Below are 23428 nucleotides of genomic sequence, written 5' to 3'. Positions count from 1 at the left end.
TCAATTTCGCCACAGACTTCGTCATCGTGCCGCTTACGTTCGAGCGCGGCGACCTGCTCGTCAGTCAGGATAATGCCTTCGTCAGCCACTTTCTTTTCAAGTGCCGCCAAACGCTTTTTGAAGTTTTCAAGATGGTGTCTGAGCCAGATAGAACGGACGCCACTGGCAGACACGAAGATGCCTGCCTTTCTGAGCTCATTACTCGTTCTGGCCTGCCCATATGCCGGGAATTCGATGGCAGAGTTGACAACGGCGCGTTCTGTCTCCTCATCCATCCGGTTTTTGAGATTAGGGGCTTTTCTGCTTTGGTTGATTAACGCGTCAATCCCGCCCGTTTCAACAAGTTCCTGATAACGATAAAACGTATCTCTGGATACGCCCATCACTTTACACGCTCTTGAGACATTATTGAGTTCTTCAGCGAGATTAAGCAGACCCGCCTTGTGTTTGATGATGGGATTGCTAGTATAAAGCATGAGAGTTACCTCTTAGTCTTTGGTTATGAATTCATCACCTTTAATCAAAGTCGGTAACTCTTTTCTTTTCAAATCGAAGTGTCAGATCTGGTCTGAACTAATACACCTGAGCAAAGTAACAAAGCTACTTTTTTTTGTTTCTCATTATGAAATATCCTTGCCATTATTATCAAAAATAGTTCTACGCCAATCACTATTAGGACGATTCGCATAAGCAATTTCAGCCGGAAAAATATCCCCTTGCATTTTATTATCTTTTTTTTTCGCATTGTTCCAGTTTGCTGAAAATGAGGAACTAACCTCTTTTCTGGCAGGTATTTTTTCAGATCTCCGTGTTATCGGGTTAATCTATTAGCCCGATAACACGGAGAAGACAAGCGAAAAACTCAAAGTGACCGCTTTACCACTCTCCGTAAGGGTATTTTTTCCCTTTGATAAAGTTTTTGATACGCTCGGAATATTCACCATAACCATCAGGATGGTTTGTTTTATCCCGACAAATCGTCATGTTATCACCAAAAACCGATTCACCTGTGGACACTAAGATATTATCGCCGTTGTTTTTATCGATACCCCGCAACCAAGCGCGTGCAGTTCCAGCAGGAGCCAGACCAATAAAAATTCGCTCTCGATAGTCTGGTGGCTGTTTCTCATAGCCAGGATAGAAAGCAGGCTCGCGCATCAATTGCCTTACCTCTGATGTGAACTCAAACACTGTTTGGTAGGTTTTTTTATCAATGACCGAATCCCAACAAACCATTATCCGCTTAGGTAGCGCTTCACCATGGTTATTAATCCCACTAGCCCCCCCTCCTAACTTCTTACTCCATGAATTCACACTTCTATAGTCTGGATCAGTTCCATCATTCATAAATTTTTGGACAATATAATTATCCTCGTCCTGAAACTGAACAAAACTAATACTGGCTGGGAAATATTCTGGGGTAAGAATTTGAAATCTCCACTTCTTATAAGGTAGCGGATCGCTATTGCGCACAATGGGTTTATAAGTCACTACCCGCTTTCCTGATGAATAGGACACTGACGGATACGACTGACAGGCAGTTAACCCAAATATCATGCCTGAGCAAAGTAACAAAACTAATGTATTGTTGTTTCTCACTATGAAATATCCTTGCCATTATTATCAAAAATAGTTCTACGCCAATCACTATTAGGACGATTCGCATACGCAATTTCTGCTGGAAGAACATCACCTTGGATGCTATTACCTTTTGTTTTCGTATTGTTCCAATTTGCTGAAAAGTGACTATATTTAGACCATATCAATGTCAGTTCTTCCTGAGTAAAAGGCTCAGGTTTCTGCCCCTGCCTGATAGCTCTCCCCTGAGCAATCGCTTTTTCTGTTATAGCCTGAAGCTCCGCCGGAAGTTGATAATTACTATCTTTATCGCTTGGCTTATTAAAAACCAATCCCGCTTCTTGGGCAGCATCTTGCATGACCAGTATACCTGTTTTGGACCAATCATTTTTGATGGTACGAGTAAGAACGGCCGCCGCCGTTACATTGGTTGAACCCGATCGCTTGGAATATTCTGAACTGTCATCGCGCCATGTGATGAGCCTGGTATTTTCATCTGTGATTAATGAACCAATGGTCGGGGATTTTTTTAACTGAACCAACTCTTTTTGAGCATTTTTATAAACATGAAGATGACTATCTGGAGGTACTCCAACCCCTGATACTTGCATTATTTTCGGTCGGGTGATACATAAATTTTCATCACTCACAGGCTCATATCCGCCGCCAACATCCGCATGTGCACCGGGCAGCTCAAGTTCAGGCCAGTGAGGTTTTACACTGTTTAAGGAGAAATTATAACGGCATTCATTCTGCGCTGTAATATGGAAAACACTTTTTGCAATATCAGGAGATAAAAATATATTAGCAGGTCCAGTCACAGAAGAATTATGAGGGTTGAGCAGATTGTTCATTTCAGCAATTGCAGTAACGGTGTCATAAATACCTAAAAAACGAGTCTTGCCTGTAGGGTTGGTTGATTTTTCCAGATAACGATGATCAGCAAAACACTCATTAAGTACCTTTAATAAATCATCATCTTGTTTCAACACACGGTTAGCAAAATGGCGGGATGATGCAGCCCCTCGACTAAAGCCAATAATATCGAACTGTAGTGATCGGATATTATCCTTTGTTTCTTTCAAAAATTCCGTAAGTTCACTTTTTATTTTTTGTATTCCAATATCCGTTTTAGTGACAACACCCGTATCTCCTCTTCCTGTTCCATATCCAACGACACTATCAGATTCACCTGCCTGAGTGCCAACCCCATCAACATATACTTTAATTTGATGATTTCCTTCACTAATTTCATTTGCCCTATAAATTTTGTATAAGAAAACCACATTAGTGTAATAATTATCGTAACTTAGCCGCCAGACATCACCGGGTGCTCCATATTTGCTGAATGAGCAGTTAGGATCATTAAGCTGTTCTGAAGGAAACCCATCCTCTGTTATGGCACAGAGACGTTCGTTGGTATTATCCACATTGTTCCCCGTTCCATCAAAAAAGACGCCAATCGTCAAATTAATGCCACTTTCAATCACCTGCTGTTATGAACCACAAAGAATGAGAAAAAAGATAAATAGGGAATTGGCGAAATTAAACGGGATTTCGCGGGAACAATTTCAATCAATTCACCGAGTTGGGATGTGTCTTATAGAACGGTTTCAGCTTCTCGTGCAGACTTACCAAAATGAGAAAAATTTTGCGTTAGATGTTTTTGGTTCACTTATTTTGGTAAATGTAGGGCGTACACAATCTTCCGTTTAAATAATCTTTAAATCCATTTTAACTAATGGGCTGGGCAGCCCATTAGCTGGCTTTGTTCTTGCCGCTTAAATGGCGGTCAGTATCCTTTTGCTCTTCTTCTCCGATAGATTCCAAAAATCTCTGGCGCTGTTCATCAGTCAATGAATCGTACATGCGAGCGACGAGTAGAGCATGGTTAGATATAGACTGTTCTTCAGACTGGGGTGAGCTTAGTTCATTCTCCTGAGTTGTGTTTAACAGTGTATTAATTCCTTGCCTAAAAACTTTATCAAGAACGGCTTCTCTTTCTGTTGGTGTCATTCTATCTAGTATTTCTTTCCATAACTGTTGTTGCTCAGGAGTAGCATGAGATGGATTTGTAACTTCCGGACTTTCGTTAGTCATAAAATCCGAATCCTCGTCATTTTCTCCAGACGCTAGCCAGCCAATAGAGCAGCCGCTTACATTAGCTATAACAGCCAACCTATCAAGGGACGGATAGGTATCCCCGTTTAAATAGTTACGTATGACCTTCTCTGACCAACCGCATTGCTTTGCAAACGCGTTATTGGACATGCCATTCATTGCCATTCTTAGACGTTCCCCAAATCGGTTTATTTGCTCCTCACTAATAATCCGAATCGGTTTTTTCCTTACTATAGATTCACTTTTATTGTAACTCATTGTTTTATTACCAAAAAATTAAAGGTAAAGCTTATGTAAATTAATTAGTCAAAAAATCCGATCATTCACTTTACATTCGGATTATTTGACGATATATTTATATCCATACCGATAATCATTAGGGATTATCGTAGCAAATTATCGGAACAGATAATTACAGGATGGCATAGATGACCTTAAGCTCGCAAGTTCTGGCAGATTGGCACCGCGCAGATATTCGCGCGGCATTAGAAAAACGTGGCACAAACTTACGTACATTATCGGTAGCGGCAGGTCTGGCGGCCGATACGTTACGGAATGCGTTAGTCAGGCCTTGGCCTAAAGGGGAAAAAATTATTGCTCAGGCTATTGGGGTTGAACCTGCGGTTATCTGGCCCAGCCGTTATTCAAAACAATAGAAACTGTAAGGGGGGGAACATGGATATTTGGATTACTGCTAAAGAATGTATTGGCCTGCCAGGTTTACCCACAATGCAGCACAACATTCGTGCGAATCTGGATAAGCTCGCGGGAGAACATCGACGCAAGCGCTCAGGTTCAAAATCTTTTGAATACCCTGTTAACTGCCTGCCGCCTGTCGCCCGGGCAGCGGTACTGAAAAAACTCGCGGTGATAGAAGTTGCAGGCAATCCGATTGAGATTAAAAAACGCCAGACCGAAAGCTACTCCCGTGAGTTGCTTTGGCAGGGCTGGAACAACGCCAGCGACCCACAGCGTGGAAAAGCACGCGAGCGTTGTGCGGCGATCATTGCCGTGGCGGAATTGCTGGACAGTGGCATTGATACATTGACCGCGTTTGATTCTGTCGGGGACGCGCTGTCGATAGCGCCAGCTTCGATACGGCGTTGGTACTATCAGGCGAAGCCGTTTGACCGTTCGGACTGGCTGGCCGCACTGGTCAGCCAACACGGGCATAGCCTGTCAGCACGCCGCAAGAAAGAAGCGGAGTGCACTGCGGCAGCCTGGGATTTCTTTCTGGCCGATTACCTGCGCCCTGAGCAGCCAGCATTACGTACCTGCTATGCCCGCCTGACAGAAGCGGCGGCGGCGCACGGTTGGGCGATACCCAGTCTTTCATCCCTGCGCCGCAAGCTGGAGCGTGACGTGCCTGCTGAACAGGTGGTGTTACTGCGCGAGGGAGAACACGCCCTGATGCGATTGTATCCCGCTCAGGAACGTACCGTACTGGATCTGGATGCGATGGAGTGGATCAATGGTGACGGCTATCAGCATAACGTGTTTGTCCGCTGGTTTAATGGTGAAATCATTCGCCCGAAAACGTGGGTCTGGCAGGATATCCGCACCCGCAAGATTTTAGGCTGGCGTACTGATGTCTCTGAAAACAGTGACAGTATTCGCCTGGCATTGGCGGATGTGGTGGAACAATACGGCATTCCCAAACACGTCACCATTGATAACACCCGTGCCGCCGCCAACAAGTGGATGACGGGTGGTGTGCCGAACCGCTATCGGTTCAAGGTGAAGGAAGATGATCCGAAGGGCATCATTCCCCTGCTGGGGATTAAGCTGCACTGGACCAGCGTTTTGTTTGGCCGCGGTCATGGTCAGGCCAAGCCGGTTGAACGAGCCTTTTCCCACGGAGGACTGGGGGAAGTGGTTGACCGCCATCCGGCATTGGCGGGGGCGTACACAGGCCCTAACCCTATGTCCAAACCGGATAATTATGGTGACCGGGTTGTTAATGTCGATACCTTTTTACAGGTACTGGCGGAGGGGATCGCCTTCTGGAACCGGCAGCCGAAGCGGGATACCGAAGCGTGTCAGGGAATATTGTCTTTCGATGCCGCCTTTGAGCAGAGCTATCAGGCCAGTGCCATCCGTAAGGCAACGGCAGAACAGCGCCACCTGTTGTTGTTACCGGCTGAGTCAGTCACGGTTAACAATGGCACCTTTACCCTGAACGCGGGTGGCAAGATTGCGGCACGCAAGAACCGTTACTACCACGAACAGTTGCTGGGCATCAAACCCAATAAAGTGGTCATCCGGTTTGATCCGCAATCCCTGCATGACTCGGTACTGTGTTACACGCTGGATGGCCGTTTTATTTGTGCTGCCCAGTGTATTGAAAAATCAGGTTTTGGTGATACTCAGGCCGCCCGTGAACATCATCGCAACCGGGCGCGGTTTGTTAAACGCACCAAAGAGGCGACGACAGCGCAGCACCGCATGACGGCACTGGAGGTCGCGGAGTTGATGCCGGAAACCGTTGCACCTGAACCACCGGAAACCCGCGTTGTTGAGATTTACCGACCCGCAGGTAACACCGTCCGCCGTGAAATGGTTGATATGCACGCTGAGACAGACAACGACTACGACTATGCCTTTGAGAATGCCGTTGCCCAGTTAGACGAACAACGGCAGAAGAACACGATTTAGGGGGAAGCATCATGAGCAACATTATTGAATTGACACAGGCGCAAACAGCACAGGCGGATATCCGTGCCGCTATCAGAACCGTGGTTGAAAATGACGGGATGACCTACAGCAATATCGCCCGTGAAAGCGGCCTTTCCGGTACGGCGCTGTCCCAGTTTATGAACGAAAGTTACCGTGGTGATAACGATAACGTTGCCAGTAAGCTAACGATTTGGCTGGAAAACCGCACACGCCGTACAACGGAGATGCCCGCTGCACCTGATTTTGTCCAGACCAAAACCGTCCGGCAGATTTGGAGCGCCCTGCAATATGCCCAGATAGCCCAGTGCATCAGTGTGATTTACGGCAGCCCTGGCGTGGGTAAAACCAAATCGTTGCAACAGTTTGCCAGTGACCGCCCCAATGTCTGGATGATTACGGTTTCGCCTTCCCGTGCCAGCCTGAGCGAATGCCTGTATGAACTGGCTCTGGAATTGGGGATTGGTGATGCGCCCCGCCGTGCAGGTCAGTTGGGGCGGTCTGTCCGCCGCAAGCTGCGCGGGACGTCCGGCTTGCTCATCATTGATGAGGCCGATCACCTGGATTATCCCGTGCTGGAAGAGCTGCGGATTTTGCAGGAGGACACGGGCATTGGTCTGGCACTGGTGGGCAATCATCAGGTGTATTCCAAACTGACCGGGGGCAATTCCCGTAATGTGGACTTTGCCCGGCTGTTTAGCCGTATCGCCAAGAAGGTCGCCATCCTGAAAACCAAGAAAGACGATGTGCAGGCGATTTCAGCCGCGTGGGGATTGGGGCAGCAGGAACGCGCGCTGGTTCATCAGTTGGCAGAACGTCCGGGGGCACTGCGCACGGTTTCACACACCCTGCGGTTAGCGGCCATGTTTGCCAGCGGTGCCAATGAGTCATTAAGTGAGAAGCACATCCGGGCAGCCGTCACGGATTTGGAGGGGACAACACTATGAATGATAGGGCGTTAACCACGGCGTTCAACAGGGCGGAGCTGGCGATATCCGCGTTGAAACAGGCAGGCTTTACGGTGATCAGCATCATGATACGTGACAGTGCGCCACGGATTCAGATTGCCCGCCATATGCAATGTGAATCTTTAATTCAGAATGGTAAGGCGAGTTACCGGCATCTGGGTCGCTACGGTCGGCAGGGTTGGTTTACTCAATACGGTTGTCAGATTTATTGGTCGGAATCATTACATTAATCAGGGGGATTTATGACAGTCAAAGTGCAGATCATCATTATGGAAGGTAACGGTGATGGCGATCTCAGTTATGAGTATCTGGCAGGTGGCGACAACGGGTCATATACAACTAAAGAACGTCAGGCCGCTTACGACATTATCGGGGTTATTCAACATTCATTAAAAGAGAGCCATGACATTGTGGTTCATCAAGAGGTTAATAAATATGTCCACTAAACAATTTACTACACAAAACGCACCGGAAGGTTACTGGGTTGATGCCAAGGGGATTCTGACGCCTGTCGATATCATCAAAGAGATTGACCAAGAGCGCGACAATCTGGTGGGCGAAATCGTGAAACTGTCCGTCAAGGTCACTGATGCGTTGGACGAGCTGAAAACTCACAGGCAGTCAGAACCATTGAACGGGCACGGGATCTAACCAACATGACGGTAGTTGAGATCAGTACCGAACCGTATTTAGTTCGAACTGAACATTTAACACCAGCGTAATGTAACACACTAAAAATTAAATACTTTTATTAATTGGCGTAAACCCGCCGGGGCAGGCTTACGCCAAAATTCAAGGAACACAAATGAAAAATTATTGTGCAGTATGTGATAAACCACTACCTAAATCGTTATTTCCCGTTCAGAAGATGGGTAATGGTCAGATTGGTTTTTCAGCAGAAACGGGAACGGTCATTGAACTCAATGAAAATCGGGCGCTGATTGCGTGTGAGGATGGCGAGCAGGATTGGTTTGATATTGATGTTCTGACCTTAGAATCCATCCCCAATGATATTACTCGTGCGCTATTGGGTGAGTGCAAGTGTGAAACGCATAAGGAAGGCTGCCATGAGCATTGATAAATCCCAGTGGGCAAAAATCGCGGCGGAGTTACAGAGCCTGTTTTGCAGCGTTCAATTTAAATACCAGGACACGGTTATCAGTATTTATCGTGAAAAGGTGTCAGAGAGCAGAACCCATCTGGTTGTGTATTTCGATAACAAAATCAGCGCTGCCTGGAGTAATGAAAAATCAGAACACTATAACCCGTTAACCAAATTGTTTTGGCGCTCACGTACTCAGGCACTGTATTCAAAATCCCGTATTGCGGACGCAGAAAAGCAATGCGGGAAACGATATGTCAAACAGCATATGCCCGATATGTATAAAACCATCACGTACCTGGCGCCTTTTTTCCCCAATTCAGCGGCACTGATACGTCAGTATAAAAAAATCGAGGGATTAGAGTGGCTGGCTGATCAGGCATTGATTTTGGCTGGAGGTGAGCATGCCTAAATTCCAACAATTGATCCGCCTTATCCATATAGCCAAAGGCAAACTGCAATTGGATGATGCCACGTACCGTTCGGCCCTGCTGCTCGCGACAGGCAAATCCTCCTGCCGTGAGATGACCTATACCGAACTTAAGGTTGCCTATAGCGCCTTTGTTGCCCGTGGCTTTAAACGGCGTATAAATCGCAATAAACAGCGGGTTAAACCCCATTTAAACGGCCAGCCGCGTGTAGCGGAAATCGGCAAAATCCGTGCCATCTGGATCACCATGCACCAACATAAATTTATCAGTGACGGCGCTGAAACCGCGCTCAATCAATTTGTCCAACGCCAAACCGCTAAAACCAATGGTGGCGCGGGCGTGGTTGAGGTCGGCTGGCTGGATGCGTCGCTGGCGTCTCAGGTGCTGGAATCGCTGAAACAGTGGCATATCCGTATGATGCTGGATGCCATGATCCAACGGGGCCAGCGCCTGCCCGAACGGCGCGGCTATGATGCGGTGTGTGAAGCGTACAGTAGGGAGATAGGGCTATGAGGATCGGCCGTTGCCCGGTTTGTCATTCTGATTTTCATCTGGATGCGGTGTTTGAAGATGAGGCTGCCCGTCAGTTACTGGCGAAATTAACCGACTTACCCAGTGGTTGCGCCCGCCATTTGGTGGCATATATCGGGCTGTTTCGCCGGGGTAAAAATAACCTGTCCAACAGCCGGGCATTGAAACTGGCAGAAGAAGTGCTGGCACTGTATTCCGCTAACCGGGTATTGGCTCATGCGCTCAGTGAAACGGTTGAACGCATCCGGGAGAAGCGGCTACAGGGGGATAACAAGCCGTTATCCAACCACAACTATCTGAAAACGGTTTACCAGTCCTCAGCGCAGCAGTTTGCCCAGAGCAGCAATATCAGTGCTAGGGAACAGAAGCAGGTGTCGGGATCAGATACCCGTGATGCCTATTTTCAACAAATGCAGCAATATGGTGTTGATTTGACTACACTACCCGGAGGCAAAGAGTGGTTAGAAAAACCAGCAGGGGGTTAAATGGATAGTGAATTGTTGAGTAGTTTTTTCTTTACATTGATACCGATTGCGGCGGCGTTCTGGGTCTATTTTGATGCCTACCATCATCGCATTGGAACCTATCGTGATGAGCTAAATCGACTCCGCGGGCACTCGCCCGTCTGGTGGGGAACGTTGACCTTATTGTTATTAATTATCTTCCTTCCTTTATACCTGATTCGACGGAAGGCATTGCTGGAAATAGCGAAAGAACAACCCGCTAACAGTGATAAGAGCATTGGCATCTTAGTCATGTCAATACTGAGTGGGTTCATAATCTGGTATTACAATTTTAATTATTAATGGCTTGATAATATGAGAAATCTACCCCTCTTTGCCGAACGTCATGACGAATTAGGACAGCTATTAGATCAGTTGGATAGTATCCCAGAGGCGGAGTTACGGGCACGCTGGCCCCAGTTACTGGCCGATATGGTAGCCTTGTTCAGTACCGAACTCCAACGGCAGGGCTACGATGAACCCGCCGCCCGGTTGTCGGCCAGTAAGCTGGTCAGCTCGTTGGCGCATTACTATGGCGGTCGGGCGGTTTATCTGCCCACCGGTGAAACCCTGAAAGCGGCATTGCGTGATAACCAGTTATTCAGTGAGTGGAGCCGTTCCCGCGGTAACGTGGATGTACTGGCGCGAAAATATTCCCTGACCAACTCGACCGTTTATGCGATACTGCGGCAACAGTTAGCGTTGCACCGTAAACGTTACCAGCCTGGACTGTTCGATTGACAGAAACCCGCTGCGGCGGGTTTTGTTTGATACCCCACAAACCCAACATCTTCCCCCTAACACCGATGATGAACTACCCATTATTGACAGGTAGCCATCATGACCCACAGTTCTTACAGCGTTGCGTTTCTCCATGCGATTAATTACCTGCTGCCGATTGAAGGCGGGTATGTCAATGATCTGCATGACCGTGGCGGTGAAACCCAGTACGGCATCAGCAAACGCAGTTATCCCCATCTGGATATCCGGGCGTTAACCCAAGACGACGCGACCGCGATCTACTATCGGGATTTCTGGCAGGTGGCAGGCTGCGAACGCATCCCTGCCGGTCTTTCACTGGTGTTGTTTGACAGTGCCGTTCAGCATGGGGTGGTGTCTGCCATCCGGCTATTGCAACGCGCGGTTGCCGTGCGTGATGACGGAATTCTGGGCGTGAAAACCCTCGACGCCATTGCCGCCACGGCACTGGATTACCTGCTGCACCGGTTCACCAATCAGCGTGCCCGCTACTATGCCCAGATTATCGCCCGCAATCCCCTGCAACAGCGGTTTTTAAATGGCTGGTTCAACCGCCTGGATCACCTCGTCCAGGCTGCGTTGGAGGTAGTGTAATGCTGCCACATCCCATTCCTGAACCGCTGCTGCAAAAGCAAATCCCAGAACTGCGCAACCAGCGCTATTACAACATCTACCAAAGCGGGTGCGAGCGCTGTTTACAGCAGGGACTGGCCGGAAACGATATCAAGGCGGTGCCGCTGTACAGTCATAACGCGACGTACCAGTCGCTATTTCGCAAAGGCTGGTCATCAGTCAGTGCGCAGGATATCCGGCTGGCTAAAGCGCTGGGGGCCTGTCATGCTCGCCATGCTTAAGCAATTGATTACCAATCCTGCCACAGGTCGTTTTTCAACGTCTGACACGACTTTGTTTGGTGCCTGGGTAGCGAGTACCCTGGTTTTGTTGTGGTCTGCATTGTCAGGCCAGCTTTCCGAATGGTTGTTTGTCGGCTATCTGGCGGCATGGGTGACCCAGAATCAGGCGTCAAAACAGGCGGCCATCAAACGGGATAAGGAGTGCTGATGACTCACGTGATCGTGCGTTATGGCCTCACGGCCATTCTGGGTGCCTCACTGGGCGGGGGAATGGCCGCGTGGTGGGTGACCCATTCCATGCAGGCCGCTGTCGATACTGAGATCCAAAACCGTCAGGCCGTAGAGCTGACATTCTACCAGTCACAAAAAGCCTATGCTGAATTGAATGCCGCTGCCCTCAAGCGGCTGGTCATCGAACAGCAGGAGCAGCTACAAAAAAATGCAGACCTCTCCAACAAACTGTATGCCGCCCTCACCGGATTATCTCAGGCGGCAAAACGCATTGAAAACCAGATACCTGCGGCACTGGCCCGCGATGGGGCTGGTTATAACGGTATTGGCCCTGACGGGTTGCAGCTCTACCAACAGGCCCTCGGTTACAGTCACGCCACCGTTGATCGTGTCGGCCTGTCCGGTAATACCATCCTCCCTGCTTCAACTGCCGCCCAAACCCGCGCCGCCTCGGTCAGGGACACCCGCTGCCCTGCTGGCCCATGCCAGCCAGTACGGCCAGTGGAGTCAGGAACTGGCCCACAAGCTGCGGGCCATCCAGGTTTGGGCGGCGCAGCAACAGGAACGACACCATGAGCCGGTTGATAGATAAGGCGTGTGCGCTGGAACAATGGCATCGTGAACAGGCGCTGGCCGCCCATTTTCAGCGCACGGCACAGGCCGGGAATGGCGTTTGCCGTGATTGTGGTGACGCCATTGACCCCGCCCGGCTGGCGATTAATCCGGCCTTTGAGCGGTGCATCGGGTGTCAGGAACATATTGAACTTAGGGAGAAATATGCTGGACGTACTTAGAGAAAACTGGGCGATGGTCTGGGCAGCCGCCACGACGGCATTTAACGTCATTCTGGTGCTGCTCAGTAAAACCTATGCCAAACGGGATGAGGTGGACGTGCTCAAGATGCAGGTGGGGCGGCTGGAAACCTCACTGTCCACGTTACCCAACCGGCAGGAACTGCATACCCTGCAACTGGAAATCGCCCAATTGCGGGGTGACCTCAGTGCCGTGTTACCGGAATTACGTCAATTACGTAATCTGAGTGACTTGTTATTACAAAACGAACTCAAGGAAAAAAGCTGATGTCAGCCATGCGTGAAATCTTAAATGCTGACCAGCGGCTGGTGCTGCTGCGTTCGCTGACCGAATGTGGCGGTGATGCCAATGAATCGGTGTTACAAACCTGCCTGGATGCCTACGGCCACCGTATCAGCCGTGATGTGGTGCGCTCGCACCTGTTCTGGTTGGAGGAGCAAGGGATTTGCGCCATTAACAATGTTGCAGGTTGTCTGGTCGCTACCTTGACCGGGCGCGGGGCTGATGTCGCCGACGGCCGCAGTCAGGTGCCCGGTGTCAAACGTCCGCGCCCACGGGGGTAATTATGACTGATAAAAAAACACGTGGCCGCCCCTCAAAAATTGATCTGCTGCCCGTATCCATCCGTGACGAACTGCATCAGTTGCTGCGTGACAAACGTCATACACAAGCCGATATCCGCGCCGCCATCAATGACCTGATTGATAATGCTGGCTTACCGGATGACCTCAAAATCTCCCGCACGGGCCTGAACCGTTATGCATCCCGTATGGAAACGCTCGGTGCCCGCATTCGTGAAGGGCGTGAGATTGCCGATGTCTGGGTATCCCGACTTGGCTCTGCGCCCACGTCAGACGTCGGCAAGTTACTCCAGGAGTTCGTTAAGTCACTGGCCTTTGAAACCAGTATGAAGCTGGCGGAAAGTGAAGACGTCGTTGAACCCAAGGCCTTGTCCCAACTGGCACTGGTGGCTGCCCGTATTGAACAGGCGGCCATGACCAGCACCAAACGCGAAAAAGAAATTCGCGCGGCGTTTGCGGCGGAAGCGGCGGCTGAGGCTGAAAAAATCGTCAAACAGGCCGGACTGACGGCCGACGCGGCGGCCGATATCCGCCGTCAGATACTGGGGATCGCCTGATGCAACAAAATCCGGCCACCGAATTTATTATCAATGCCGTCAATGACGCGACGTTTGATCCGAACGCGGTCTTACTGGGTTATCAGCGGCGCTGGGTAGCCGATGATTCGGTACTCAAGATTGCTGAAAAATCCCGCCGAACCGGGCTGACCTGGGCGGAAGCCGCCGATGCCTCACTGACTGCGGCGCTGTCGCGTGAAGCCAGCGGCACCAACCATTTCTATATTGGTTCCAATAAAGAGATGGCACGGGAATTTATTGACGCCGCCTCCATGTGGGCCAAAGCGTATGGGCTGGCCGCGGGCGAAGTGGGCGAGGAAGTGTTTGCCGATGAAGATAAGGATATTCTCACCTTTGTTATTTATTTTAGCAGCGGGTTTAAGGTGCAGGCCCTGTCCAGTAACCCCAAGAACTTGCGTGGTATGCAGGGGAACGTGACCATTGATGAAGCCGCGTTCCATGAGCGATTGGCGGAAGTGCTTAAAGCGGCACTGGCGCTTACCATGTGGGGGGCAAACGTCCGTATCATTTCGACCCATAACGGCAATGAGAACCTGTTTAATGAATTGATCCAGGACTCCCGCGCCGGACGCAAGCGCTTCTCTATCCATACTATTACCTTAGATGACGCTTGTGATGATGGGTTATATCGTCGTATTTGTCAGGTTCGACGCCAAGCATGGTCACCAGCCAAAGAGGATGAGTGGAAGGCCAATCTGTTAAAAGACACCGCAACTGAAGATGATGCGTTAGAAGAATATTATTGTGTCCCTAAACAGGGTTCAGGTGCGTATATTCCGCGTGTGTTGATTGACCGTGCCACTGATGAAAATTGCCTTGTTGTTCGTTTCAGTATGCCTAAATGCCACATGACATGGACAGAAGACGAGCGTGTGAGCACTGTTGATACTTTTATTGCGGAAGAACTCTATCCCATCATTAACCAGTTTGATCCTGATACGCGCCATGCGTATGGGCAGGACTTTGCGCGTAACGGTGACTTGTCGGTTATCGGTGTGGGCAGTGTCGAGCAAGACACCCGTCGCGTACTGAAGCTGACGACTGAGATGCACGATGTGCCTTACAACCAACAGCGCCAAATTGCGCTGGCCGTGATTGATGCCTTACCTCGTTTGGTCGGGGTTGCGGTTGATGCCACCGGGAACGGCGGTTATTTGGGGGAAGCGCTATTGCTTCGTTATGGCGAGGATATGGTTGATGCCATTCACATTACCGATAATTTTTATCGTGAGTGGTCACCGAAATACAAAGCCCTGTATGAGTCTAATGATATTTCCATCCCGAAAGATGAGGACATCATTGCTGACCAGCGTCAGATGCAGAATATCCGTGGTGTGCCGAAGATTGACAAGAACCGCCGCAAAGGCGCGGACGGTAAAAAGCGCCACGGCGACAGCGCAGGCGCCTACCTGATGTTTACCCGTGCCACCTATATGGACGGCCAACTGATTGAATTTATTCCGCTGCCGGATAAACATGCAGCCAATGACGATGATTTACCGAATTTTGAACGGGGGTGCTGGTGAAAATACTCAACCGACTGGTCGATGCCGTGGGGCGTCGTTTCTGGTTTAAATCCGACAGGCAAACAGATGAAGAATCCCGTATCGCGCAACTCCATCGCTATTATGGTGATCATCCGGTCAGTGGCCTGACGCCGTCCCGTGCGGCGGAGATCCTGATTGATGCTGAACGCGGGCAATTACTGTCACAATGCGAACTGGCGGAAGACATGGAAGAGCGTGACGCGCACTTGCAGTCGGAGCTGGGCAAGCGTCGCCGTGCCCTCCAGTCGCTGGACTGGAAAATCACGCCCCCGTCGAACGCCAGCCGGGAAGAGATCCACGATGCGGAACTGCTGACCGAAATTTTACGGGATGCAGACTGGGTGCCAAATTGTGTCTTTGATGCCACAGATGCCATTCTGAAGGGGTTTTCATGTCAGGAAATCGAATGGGAAACCGTGGGTGACCTGATTATTCCGCGTTCGGTGGAATGGCGCGACCCGGCGTGGTTCCAAACGCCACACGGTGAGCGTAACGAATTGCGCTTGCGGGATGGCACGGCCGACGGGGCAGAACTGCAACCGTTCGGCTGGATACAGCATGTGGCCAAGTCCAAATCAGGCTATCTGGCGCGTAGCGGACTTATCAGAACGTTGGTCTGGCCGTTTATTTTTAAAAACTATTCGGTGCGTGATCTGGCGGAATTTCTGGAAATTTACGGGCTGCCCATCCGGGTCGGGCAATACCCTGCTGGTGCCACAGATAATGAAAAACGTACCTTGCTGAATGCCGTCATGTCTATTGGCCATAATGCTGGCGGCATTATTCCCCGCTCCATGATGATTGATTTCAAGAATGCTGCCGACGGCACCGCCGATCCGTTTATGGGCATGATGTCGTGGGCCGAACTTAGCATGTCAAAGGCCATTTTGGGCGGCACGCTGACCAGTCAGGCCGACGGCGCGACCAGTACCAACGCGCTGGGCAATGTGCATAATGAGGTCCGGTTTGAGGTACGCAACAGCGATGCCACCCAGTTGGCGTCCACACTTACCCGTGATCTGGTCTTTCCTTTATATGCCCTGAATTGTCAGTCTTTTGATAATCAGCGCCGTAAGCCGGTGTTTGAGTTTGACTTGTCTGAACCGGAAGACGTGACCGCCTACGCCGGCGCACTGCCGCAACTGGTCAGCATGGGGATGAAAATTCCGGTACAGTGGGCGCATGACAAGTTGCAAATTCCGATGGCCGCCGATGATGAAGACTGCCTGAAATCTGCGCCACCCGCGACACCGGACTTTTCTTCCGCCATGTTAAGTGCCCGGCCTGACGCGGTCTTGTCGGCAGATACGGGCGCGGTCTCTGTCAATACCATGCCGGGAGCCGTCACCGGGCAGGAATGGCAATCGGCGGTTGATCCGTTGCTCACGCCGTTGATTCAGGCGCTGGAAACCGGCGGCTATGCGGCCGCACAGCAAACCGCGGCCGAACTTTATTCCGGCATGGATGATGGTCAACTGGCCGATATGTTACACCGGGCGATGTTTGTTGCCGAACTGTGGGGACGATTGAATGCCGCAAGCCATTGATTTAGGTTACGCCGCTAAACTTGAACCTAAACTGGCGGTCGATTATTTCCGTGCCAAAGGCTATGAGATCACCTGGAACTGGCAGGACGCGAATGCGGCGACACATGCACGCGCGTTTACCGTCGCCAAAGCGGCCCGGCTGGACATTTTGACCACATTACGGGAGCAAGTGGATAAGGCAAATAGCGCAGGTATCACCGAACGCGAGTTTATTAACACCCTGACCCCTCGGCTACAAGAGCAGGGTTGGTGGGGAAAACAGGTGATTGTTGACAGTGACGGCAATGCTGAACAGGTGCAACTGGGCAGCCCATCACGGTTGGCGACGATTTACCGCACCAATGTGGCGACGGCCTATCAGGCCGGACGCTATCAGCAGCAACTCGCCAGTGCCGATACACATCCCTACTGGCAGTACATCGCTATCATGGACAACCGCACCCGGCAGAGCCATGCCGCGATGCATGGGCGGGTCTTTCGCTATGACGATCCCATCTGGGATAAACTCTATCCGCCCAATGACTGGGGCTGTCGTTGCCGGATACGGGCACTGACCGTCGCCCAAGTCAAGCGCATGGGGTTAACGGTGGAATCCAGCACAGGTGCGGTCAGCAGTCAGATGGTCGAGACGGGCGTGGATAAGCGGACAGGTGAAATTTACCAGTCTGAAACAACGACCTTCCGGCGCGGCAGCCAGAAAATGACCACGGGCGCGGGCTGGTCAAACAATGCCGGGCAACTGGCAATGGGGGCCGATGTCAGTTTGGCACGAAAATTACTGGAGATGCAAAACCGCGAACTGCGCCAGCAGGTTATCCAGTCCCTGAATAATGCCCCTGTCCGGCAAAATGCCTTTGCCCAATGGGTCGGGCAGGTGATGACGAACCGCCAGACAGGCAACAGCCTGCAATCGCTGGGGTTTGTCACTGATGGCATCGCATTGGCCATTGAACAGCGGTTAGGCCAGTCGGCCCCTCGTTTGTTGACCGTCAATGAAACCACCCTGAAATCCGGGCTGGCGATGGCGGAATACCAGTCACTGCCGGCTCTTGTTGGCCAGCCTGCGGCCGTGATGCTGGACAAGGCCAGCCAGCAGTTATTGTATATCAGTGCGGCTGAACGCGAGGCAGGCCGGACAGTGGTCACGGTGCCTGTCCAGGCTGGCTCAATGGAAAACCTGACAGGCCATGCGGTTCAGGTCAATGCGATCCCGCCGTCGGTCTTACGCACGGGGTTACAAAATGGGCGTTATGAATTACTGGAGGGGCAATTATGAGACTGGATTTTCAGTTTGATGATCAGGCTATTCAGCAGGCGTTTCAGCGCGTCGTGCAACTGGGGATGGATACCACCCCCATTACCCGCGCCGTGGCCGCAGTACTGGCCAGTGAGTCGGAAGAGGCGTTTGCCAATCAGGCTGACCCGGTCACCGGGCAGCCGTGGTCACCGCTGACGCCCCGCTATCAGGCGAAGTTGGCTGCCCGTGGCCATAATGGTCCCATGCTGCAACGCACTCAGGGCGGACTGGCGCTGTCGCTGTCTACGTCCTATAACGCAACGAGTGCCGCGATTGGTTCAAATAAGGTCTACGCCGCGATCCATCAATGGGGTGGTTTGCCGACCATGCCACCCGGCCCCGCCGCCGTGCCTGCCCGTCCCTATATGGGGCTGTCTGCGCAGGGGATTGCTGACATCGTGGATATCATTAACCAGAAACACGCAGAAGCCTTACAGCCCCGTTGACAGGGGAGACTTCACCTTTAACCCGTTTAAACGTATCCTGACATTTTTAAACGGGTTTTAAACGCGCTATAGTGTCGTGTGTCTCCTACCTCTGATTTTTCCTGCCCGGTAAAGGTGTGATTTACCACAAACCCGCCTGCCTGCCACCCGCGTTCACAATGGGGGCATGAAAACCCGAATCCCAACCCCAAAAAACCGTGTTGCCATTTTAAGTGCGGCGATCTCAGACAGCACCGATGGCTGGTATCAACTGCTGCCTGCCGGGCATTTCAGTGCCCGTGATGGTCGCCCGGACGATGTACCCGGCGGCCAGTGGTTTATCGATGCCGCGATTGCTGAGCAATTTATTGCGGCAACGGCGGCCATCGGTCAGCCCGTGCTGTTTGACTACAACCATGTGACGCTGAAACAAGACAGCGACGCGGCCGCGTGTGCTGAGGCGCGGGCGGCGGGCTGGCTGCGTGACCCGCGCAACGATATGCAATGGCGCGAGGGCGTTGGGCTATTTGTCCGGCTGTCACTGACCCCGGCAGCGCAGGCGGCCGTGGATGCCAACGAATGGGCATACCTGTCCGCCGTCTTTCCCTATGACGAGTCCGGCCGCCCACTCTATCTGCGGCTGGGCGCATTGACCAATGACCCCGGCCTGACGGGTATGCAGTCTATGGCGGCGCTGAGTGCGCAACTGGACACCCTGATTTTTCCATCCCCTACTACAGAGGACATCGCCATGAATGAAATGCTACTTCAGTTGCTGGAGCAGTTGGGCATTGAACTGCCTGAAGATGCCACCGAACTGACCGACGACGCCTTAAGCGATTTGCTGACGCAGGCACTGGCCGCACTGGAGACCCTGAAAGCCAGCGCGCAGGTTGCCCTGGATACGCAAGAGGTGATTGAAACCACGCCGGAAGTGGAAACGCTCTCCACGGAAGTCACCACGCTGATTGATGAGAATGCCGCAGATTTGACCGAAGCCGAACAAATTCTGGAAGAAGCTGCCCTGAACGGGGTTGACCTGACAAAATTTGTGCCGGCGCGTGCTTACCACCTGTTGGCCCGTCAGGCGGCGGTACTGAATGCCCGTGCCAGCAGCGGCAGCGCCGACAGCATCATCGCAGCCGCCCGCCGTACCGGGCATGTTGTCACGGCCGAAATTCCTTACCTGAAAGCCGTGGCCCGTCAGCATGGCATTGCCGCGCTCAATGCCGCGATCTCCGGCCGCCGTGGTATCTCAGCCCTGACCAGCCGCCAGACCCCAAAATACCGTCAGCCGGGTAAACGTCTGGCCGTGCTGTCTGCGGCCGACAAAGAAGCGGCCCGCCTGCAAGGGCTGACGGATGCGGAATTCCTGAAACGTAAACAGAAAGGAGCCAAAAAATAATGGCTATTGTGACCCCTGCGTTAATCAAATCGTTATTTACGGGCTGGAGTGGCGACTTTCAGAACGGTCTGGAAGAGGCACCCAGCCAGTACGAAAAAATTGCCACCGTGGTGCCCAGTACCACCAAATCCAATACCTACGGTTGGTTGGGTAAATTCCCCGGTATGCGGGAATGGATTGGTGACCGCGTGATCAATGACATGCAGGCGCACGGTTACCAACTGATTAACCGCCCGTTTGAAAGCACCGTCGGCGTTGATCGCGATGATATCGAGGATGACAACGTCGGGATTTATGCCCCGCTGTTTACTGAGATGGGCCGCGCGGCAGGTGTCCAGCCGGATGAGTTGTGTTTCAGTGCACTGAGTAATGGTTTCAAAACCCTCTGTTACGACACGCAGAATTTTTTTGATGCTGACCATCCGGTTTATCCGTCAGCAGATGGCACAGGCGATGCCCGGCACGTCAGTAACATTCTGCTGGAAGAGGGCTACAAGGGGCAGCCGTGGTTTGTGCTCGACTGCTCCCGTGCCATTAAGCCGGTGATTTTTCAGCAACGTAAGGCACCGGAAATGGTGGCAATGGATAAGGTGGATGACGAGCAGAACTTTATGCGCAAGCAAATCCGCTACGGGGTCGATACTCGCTGCGACGCGGGTTACTCGTTCTGGCAACTGGCCTATGCCGCCAACGCCAATTTAACCGCCGATAACGTCTGGTCAGTCATTTCTGCCATGCGCGGTTTTAAAGCTGACGGCGGACGTCCGCTGGCGGTGCGTCCGACTCATCTGGTGGTGCCACCCTCAATGGAGAAGCTGGCAACCCAACTGCTGGAACGCGAACTGACCATCGACAGTCAGGGCGGCACGGTCAGCAACGAAATGAAAGGCCGCCTGGAACTGGTTGTCGGCGATTACCTTTAAGACTTTTAAACGGGGTTTACGCCCCGTTTAAATCCGCTTTAACAGGAGTTGAAATGTTATGTCTGATGAAACGAATACGGCGTTACTGGACTCGACTCACGTCGTTGAAATGGTGGGCGTCAGTGTTGTCAATACCGCGCATACGGGTTACCGGCGTGCGGGATTGGTTTTGCAACAGGGGGAAAACACCCTGCCGCCCGTTACGTCGGCAGAACTTCAGGCGCTGGAGGCCGACCCCCGTCTGTCTGTTACGGTTATCGCGGCAGATCCTGATGATGACCCAGAAGGGAGGCTGGATAATCAAGACACTGAGGATACGGTAAACGACGGATCACCGCCAAATCAGGCTAAACGAGGCAACAAATGAGCTACGCCACACTGAGCGACATGTACGCCCGTTATAGCCACGATGCGCTCTACACCCTGACAGACAGCAAGATTGATGATTTTCACAGCTTGTCACCCGACGCACTGAAACATGCCCGTGAGCGCTTGATCCAGATAGCTCTGGCGGATGCCACGGCCACGATTGACGGGTATATCGATGGCCGCGCCACGCTGCCGTTGAAAACCGTGCCGGTGGTGCTGGTCAGAATTGCCTGTGTGCTGGCCCGCTTTGCGCTGGAAGAAGGTGCCGCCACCGAAAAAGCGACCAAAGATCAGGAAGACGCGATCCGGTTACTGGAAAAGGTGGCGGCGGGTGATGTCAGTCTGGGGTTGAGCAAAGAGGCAGAGCGCCCGGCCAGCGGGGACGTTGCCATCATCACCAGCAGCGGCAGTGTCTGGGGCCGTCAAAAATCACGGGGGTTTATCTGATGGCCATCACCAGTGATATTTCAGACAGCCTGATAGCGGGCATCAAGACCGTGTTTGGCAATACCCTGCGCCGGATAGAGACCCATCCGGGCCAGTGGAGTGACTCCGCGGTCAAGCTGATTATCAACACGGCCCCCGCCGTCTATGTCGCCTGGCTCGGCAGCCGTCAGGGGGAGATCCGCAATACGGCGATTTCCAGTTGGGGCATTTTCGTCAGCGCCAAGGTTCTGAACGGCCGACAAACCGATGTGCCGGGTATTTACCAAATCGTCGAACGGCTGACAGGCTGGCTGAATAACCGGAGGATAGCCCCTGCGGGTACGTTCACGCTGACGCAGGTCGCCAATTTATGGAGTGATACGCAAAGTCAGGCCGGGGTAGCGGTCTACGGTCTCTATTTTGATGCCCCGCAACCGCTGCCTGATCCGGTTGACCCCAGCGGACTGGACGACTATGCCACCCACTATCAGCAATGGGCGCAACCTGACGGCACCCCGGAACAGGCAGCGCTGATCCATTTACCCACGCAGGATAAACCATGACTGAACTGCATCTGAAACCGGTGAACGGGCTGATTGTCCGTGACCCCGAAACGTACCAGCCACTGTCTGATGACGGGGAACCCAAACCCCGCACGGCCTATTGGTTGCGCCGCCTGAAAGACGGTGACGTGAAAGAAGTTGTCCCCCTTAAACTGAAGAAAGGAGCACAATAATGGCGCTCTCATTTAATGATATCCCGTCCAATATCCGTGTGCCGCTGTGCTATATCGAATTTGATAATTCGGCCGCAGTCACCGGTACACCACCCACCTTGCATAAAACCTTGTTGCTGGGCTTGCGCACCGCGTCCGGTCAGGTGCCTGCCGGGCAACCTTTTCGGATTACCTCTGTCAGTGCAGCGGAAGCGGCCTTCGGGCGTGGCTCGATGCTGGCGGAAATGGCGGCGGCCTTTATTCGTGGCAATGCGTTTGCCGACCTGTGGGGGCTGGCCATTGATGATGATACCAACGGGGTGAACGCGGTGGGTAAGCTCCAGCTCCTTGGCAATGTCGCCCAGACTGGCCAGATTGCCCTGATGGTGGCAGGCAGGTCAGTACGTGTGACGGTCCAGGCCGGGGATAATGCGGCCGCGATGGCGGGAAAAGTGCGTGATGCCATCAACGCCAATGCCAATCTGCCTGTGACCGCCAGCAGTGACAGCCAGTCCGACACGGTGCTGTTAACTGCCAAATGGTCAGGGGCAACAGGCAATGATATTGATGTCCGGGTGAACTACTACGACGGCGAGATGCTGCCCGTGGGGATCAATGTGGGCATCACCCCGTTGGGCGGGGCGACGGGCAATCCTGATTTGACGGCGGCTATCACGGCCTTTGGTGATACCTGGTGGAATTACGTTGTCAATCCGTTTACGGACACGCTGAACCTGAACCTGTTGCGTGATGAACTGAAGCACCGCTGGGGGCCATTGAAAATGATTGACGGCCTGTGCTGGATGGCGAAACGCGGTACCCTGGCGCAAACCTCCACCTTTGGCACGTCCCGCAATGATTATCTGTTTTCCACCCTGGCCACGGGTATTTCACCCCAGCCACCGCACATTTGGGCCGCGACGCTGGCCGGGGTGGCCGTCGGGTCACTGGGCATTGATCCGGCGCGTCCCCTGCAAACCCTCCAGTTGCCGGGCATTCTGCCGCCCGCACGGGGTGACCGTTGGGCACTGAATGAACGCAACCTGTTGTT

At 52.2% G+C, this 23428-nt stretch carries 35 protein-coding genes; 31 read left to right on the top strand and 4 right to left on the bottom strand.

Annotated features, from left to right (window positions below; all coding sequences use genetic code 11):
• The 4 genes from PSI17_RS12050 to PSI17_RS12035 all read right to left on the bottom strand — a co-directional run.
• Window positions 1-476: helix-turn-helix domain-containing protein (locus tag PSI17_RS12050; RefSeq protein ID WP_273552194.1), on the bottom strand; the 476-nt coding region annotated here is incomplete at its 3' end.
• Between the two features lie 400 nt (window positions 477-876).
• Complete coding sequence (locus PSI17_RS12045; RefSeq protein ID WP_273552193.1) at window positions 877-1491, bottom strand: DUF2931 family protein; 615 nt, start codon at window positions 1489-1491, stop codon at window positions 877-879.
• 107 nt (window positions 1492-1598) lie between these two features.
• Window positions 1599-3008 (bottom strand): phospholipase effector Tle1 domain-containing protein, encoded by a 1410-nt coding sequence (locus PSI17_RS12040; RefSeq protein WP_337927212.1) that lies wholly within the window; start codon window positions 3006-3008, stop codon window positions 1599-1601.
• 328 nt (window positions 3009-3336) lie between these two features.
• Window positions 3337-3957, bottom strand: a complete 621-nt coding sequence (locus PSI17_RS12035) for a helix-turn-helix domain-containing protein (RefSeq protein ID WP_273552191.1) — start codon at window positions 3955-3957, stop codon at window positions 3337-3339.
• 170 nt (window positions 3958-4127) lie between these two features.
• Here PSI17_RS12035 and PSI17_RS12030 point away from each other — a divergent pair, with 170 nt between their 5' ends.
• From PSI17_RS12030 to PSI17_RS11880, 31 genes are all read left to right on the top strand, one after another.
• Window positions 4128-4355, top strand: a complete 228-nt coding sequence (locus PSI17_RS12030; protein ID WP_273552190.1) for a helix-turn-helix domain-containing protein — start codon at window positions 4128-4130, stop codon at window positions 4353-4355.
• A 19-nt stretch (window positions 4356-4374) separates the two neighbouring features.
• Window positions 4375-6354 (top strand): transposase domain-containing protein, encoded by a 1980-nt coding sequence (locus PSI17_RS12025; protein WP_273552189.1) that lies wholly within the window; start codon window positions 4375-4377, stop codon window positions 6352-6354.
• Window positions 6355-6365: 11 nt separating this feature from the next.
• Window positions 6366-7319 carry an AAA family ATPase gene (locus PSI17_RS12020; protein WP_273552188.1) on the top strand — a complete coding sequence of 318 codons (954 nt, stop codon included), beginning with the start codon at window positions 6366-6368 and terminating at the stop codon, window positions 7317-7319.
• Entirely contained in the window at window positions 7316-7570 is a 255-nt protein-coding gene (locus PSI17_RS12015) for a hypothetical protein (protein ID WP_273552187.1), read from the top strand. Before PSI17_RS12020 ends, PSI17_RS12015 begins: the two co-directional genes overlap by 4 nt.
• A gap of 12 nt (window positions 7571-7582) precedes the next feature.
• Window positions 7583-7786 carry a hypothetical protein gene (locus PSI17_RS12010; protein ID WP_273552186.1) on the top strand — a complete coding sequence of 68 codons (204 nt, stop codon included), beginning with the start codon at window positions 7583-7585 and terminating at the stop codon, window positions 7784-7786.
• Window positions 7776-7991: a DUF3164 family protein gene (locus PSI17_RS12005; protein ID WP_273552185.1), complete on the top strand. Its 216-nt coding sequence runs from the start codon at window positions 7776-7778 to the stop codon at window positions 7989-7991. The genes PSI17_RS12010 and PSI17_RS12005 overlap by 11 nt, the downstream gene beginning before the upstream one ends.
• Before the next feature lie 154 nt (window positions 7992-8145).
• Window positions 8146-8418, top strand: coding sequence for a hypothetical protein (locus tag PSI17_RS12000; protein WP_273552184.1), 273 nt, complete (start codon window positions 8146-8148; stop codon window positions 8416-8418).
• Entirely contained in the window at window positions 8408-8854 is a 447-nt protein-coding gene (locus tag PSI17_RS11995; RefSeq protein ID WP_273552183.1) for a hypothetical protein, read from the top strand. The genes PSI17_RS12000 and PSI17_RS11995 overlap by 11 nt, the downstream gene beginning before the upstream one ends.
• Window positions 8847-9386, top strand: a complete 540-nt coding sequence (locus PSI17_RS11990) for a gp16 family protein (protein ID WP_273552182.1) — start codon at window positions 8847-8849, stop codon at window positions 9384-9386. Before PSI17_RS11995 ends, PSI17_RS11990 begins: the two co-directional genes overlap by 8 nt.
• Window positions 9383-9889 carry a hypothetical protein gene (locus PSI17_RS11985; RefSeq protein ID WP_273552181.1) on the top strand — a complete coding sequence of 169 codons (507 nt, stop codon included), beginning with the start codon at window positions 9383-9385 and terminating at the stop codon, window positions 9887-9889. The genes PSI17_RS11990 and PSI17_RS11985 overlap by 4 nt, the downstream gene beginning before the upstream one ends.
• Window positions 9890-10210 carry a hypothetical protein gene (locus PSI17_RS11980; RefSeq protein ID WP_273552180.1) on the top strand — a complete coding sequence of 107 codons (321 nt, stop codon included), beginning with the start codon at window positions 9890-9892 and terminating at the stop codon, window positions 10208-10210.
• A gap of 12 nt (window positions 10211-10222) precedes the next feature.
• Window positions 10223-10648 (top strand): Mor transcription activator family protein, encoded by a 426-nt coding sequence (locus tag PSI17_RS11975; protein WP_273552179.1) that lies wholly within the window; start codon window positions 10223-10225, stop codon window positions 10646-10648.
• 99 nt (window positions 10649-10747) lie between these two features.
• Window positions 10748-11260 (top strand): glycoside hydrolase family 108 protein, encoded by a 513-nt coding sequence (locus PSI17_RS11970; RefSeq protein ID WP_273552178.1) that lies wholly within the window; start codon window positions 10748-10750, stop codon window positions 11258-11260.
• A complete protein-coding gene (locus PSI17_RS11965; protein ID WP_273552177.1) occupies window positions 11260-11520 on the top strand; it encodes a hypothetical protein in 261 nt (86 codons plus the stop codon). Before PSI17_RS11970 ends, PSI17_RS11965 begins: the two co-directional genes overlap by 1 nt.
• The gene (locus PSI17_RS11960) at window positions 11504-11728 is read left to right on the top strand and encodes a hypothetical protein (RefSeq protein ID WP_273552176.1); all 225 of its coding nucleotides are present in this window, start codon (window positions 11504-11506) and stop codon (window positions 11726-11728) included. Before PSI17_RS11965 ends, PSI17_RS11960 begins: the two co-directional genes overlap by 17 nt.
• Window positions 11728-12327, top strand: a complete 600-nt coding sequence (locus PSI17_RS11955) for a hypothetical protein (RefSeq protein ID WP_273552175.1) — start codon at window positions 11728-11730, stop codon at window positions 12325-12327. Before PSI17_RS11960 ends, PSI17_RS11955 begins: the two co-directional genes overlap by 1 nt.
• Window positions 12324-12545, top strand: coding sequence for a TraR/DksA C4-type zinc finger protein (locus PSI17_RS11950; RefSeq protein WP_273552174.1), 222 nt, complete (start codon window positions 12324-12326; stop codon window positions 12543-12545). Before PSI17_RS11955 ends, PSI17_RS11950 begins: the two co-directional genes overlap by 4 nt.
• Window positions 12529-12831, top strand: a complete 303-nt coding sequence (locus PSI17_RS11945; RefSeq protein ID WP_273552173.1) for a DUF2730 family protein — start codon at window positions 12529-12531, stop codon at window positions 12829-12831. The genes PSI17_RS11950 and PSI17_RS11945 overlap by 17 nt, the downstream gene beginning before the upstream one ends.
• A gap of 8 nt (window positions 12832-12839) precedes the next feature.
• Complete coding sequence (locus PSI17_RS11940) at window positions 12840-13127, top strand: VpaChn25_0724 family phage protein (protein WP_273552195.1); 288 nt, start codon at window positions 12840-12842, stop codon at window positions 13125-13127.
• A 2-nt stretch (window positions 13128-13129) separates the two neighbouring features.
• Complete coding sequence (locus PSI17_RS11935) at window positions 13130-13702, top strand: DUF3486 family protein (RefSeq protein ID WP_273552172.1); 573 nt, start codon at window positions 13130-13132, stop codon at window positions 13700-13702.
• A complete protein-coding gene (locus PSI17_RS11930; protein WP_273552171.1) occupies window positions 13702-15249 on the top strand; it encodes a terminase large subunit domain-containing protein in 1548 nt (515 codons plus the stop codon). Before PSI17_RS11935 ends, PSI17_RS11930 begins: the two co-directional genes overlap by 1 nt.
• Window positions 15240-16817: a DUF935 domain-containing protein gene (locus PSI17_RS11925; protein WP_273552170.1), complete on the top strand. Its 1578-nt coding sequence runs from the start codon at window positions 15240-15242 to the stop codon at window positions 16815-16817. Before PSI17_RS11930 ends, PSI17_RS11925 begins: the two co-directional genes overlap by 10 nt.
• Window positions 16801-18093, top strand: coding sequence for a phage head morphogenesis protein (locus PSI17_RS11920; RefSeq protein ID WP_273552169.1), 1293 nt, complete (start codon window positions 16801-16803; stop codon window positions 18091-18093). The genes PSI17_RS11925 and PSI17_RS11920 overlap by 17 nt, the downstream gene beginning before the upstream one ends.
• A complete protein-coding gene (locus PSI17_RS11915; protein WP_273552168.1) occupies window positions 18090-18560 on the top strand; it encodes a phage virion morphogenesis protein in 471 nt (156 codons plus the stop codon). Before PSI17_RS11920 ends, PSI17_RS11915 begins: the two co-directional genes overlap by 4 nt.
• A gap of 166 nt (window positions 18561-18726) precedes the next feature.
• Window positions 18727-19944 carry a phage protease gene (locus PSI17_RS11910; RefSeq protein ID WP_273552167.1) on the top strand — a complete coding sequence of 406 codons (1218 nt, stop codon included), beginning with the start codon at window positions 18727-18729 and terminating at the stop codon, window positions 19942-19944.
• Entirely contained in the window at window positions 19944-20867 is a 924-nt protein-coding gene (locus PSI17_RS11905; protein WP_273552166.1) for a Mu-like prophage major head subunit gpT family protein, read from the top strand. Before PSI17_RS11910 ends, PSI17_RS11905 begins: the two co-directional genes overlap by 1 nt.
• Window positions 20868-20925: 58 nt before the next feature.
• On the top strand, window positions 20926-21234 hold the full coding sequence (locus tag PSI17_RS11900; protein ID WP_273552165.1) for an HI1506-related protein: 309 nt from the start codon (window positions 20926-20928) through the stop codon (window positions 21232-21234).
• Window positions 21231-21683 (top strand): gp436 family protein, encoded by a 453-nt coding sequence (locus tag PSI17_RS11895; protein WP_273552164.1) that lies wholly within the window; start codon window positions 21231-21233, stop codon window positions 21681-21683. The genes PSI17_RS11900 and PSI17_RS11895 overlap by 4 nt, the downstream gene beginning before the upstream one ends.
• Window positions 21683-22225, top strand: a complete 543-nt coding sequence (locus tag PSI17_RS11890) for a DUF1834 family protein (RefSeq protein ID WP_273552163.1) — start codon at window positions 21683-21685, stop codon at window positions 22223-22225. Before PSI17_RS11895 ends, PSI17_RS11890 begins: the two co-directional genes overlap by 1 nt.
• Complete coding sequence (locus PSI17_RS11885; RefSeq protein WP_273552162.1) at window positions 22222-22398, top strand: DUF2635 domain-containing protein; 177 nt, start codon at window positions 22222-22224, stop codon at window positions 22396-22398. The genes PSI17_RS11890 and PSI17_RS11885 overlap by 4 nt, the downstream gene beginning before the upstream one ends.
• A partial coding sequence (locus PSI17_RS11880; RefSeq protein ID WP_273552161.1) for a phage tail sheath subtilisin-like domain-containing protein occupies window positions 22398-23428 on the top strand: 1031 nt, incomplete at its 3' end. The genes PSI17_RS11885 and PSI17_RS11880, both read left to right, overlap by 1 nt.

This window comes from Xenorhabdus sp. IM139775 (assembly GCF_028598745.1).
Lineage (GTDB): Bacteria > Pseudomonadota > Gammaproteobacteria > Enterobacterales > Enterobacteriaceae > Xenorhabdus.
Note: the sequence above shows the minus strand (reverse complement) of the source record. Positions and strands in the feature narration are given on the sequence as shown.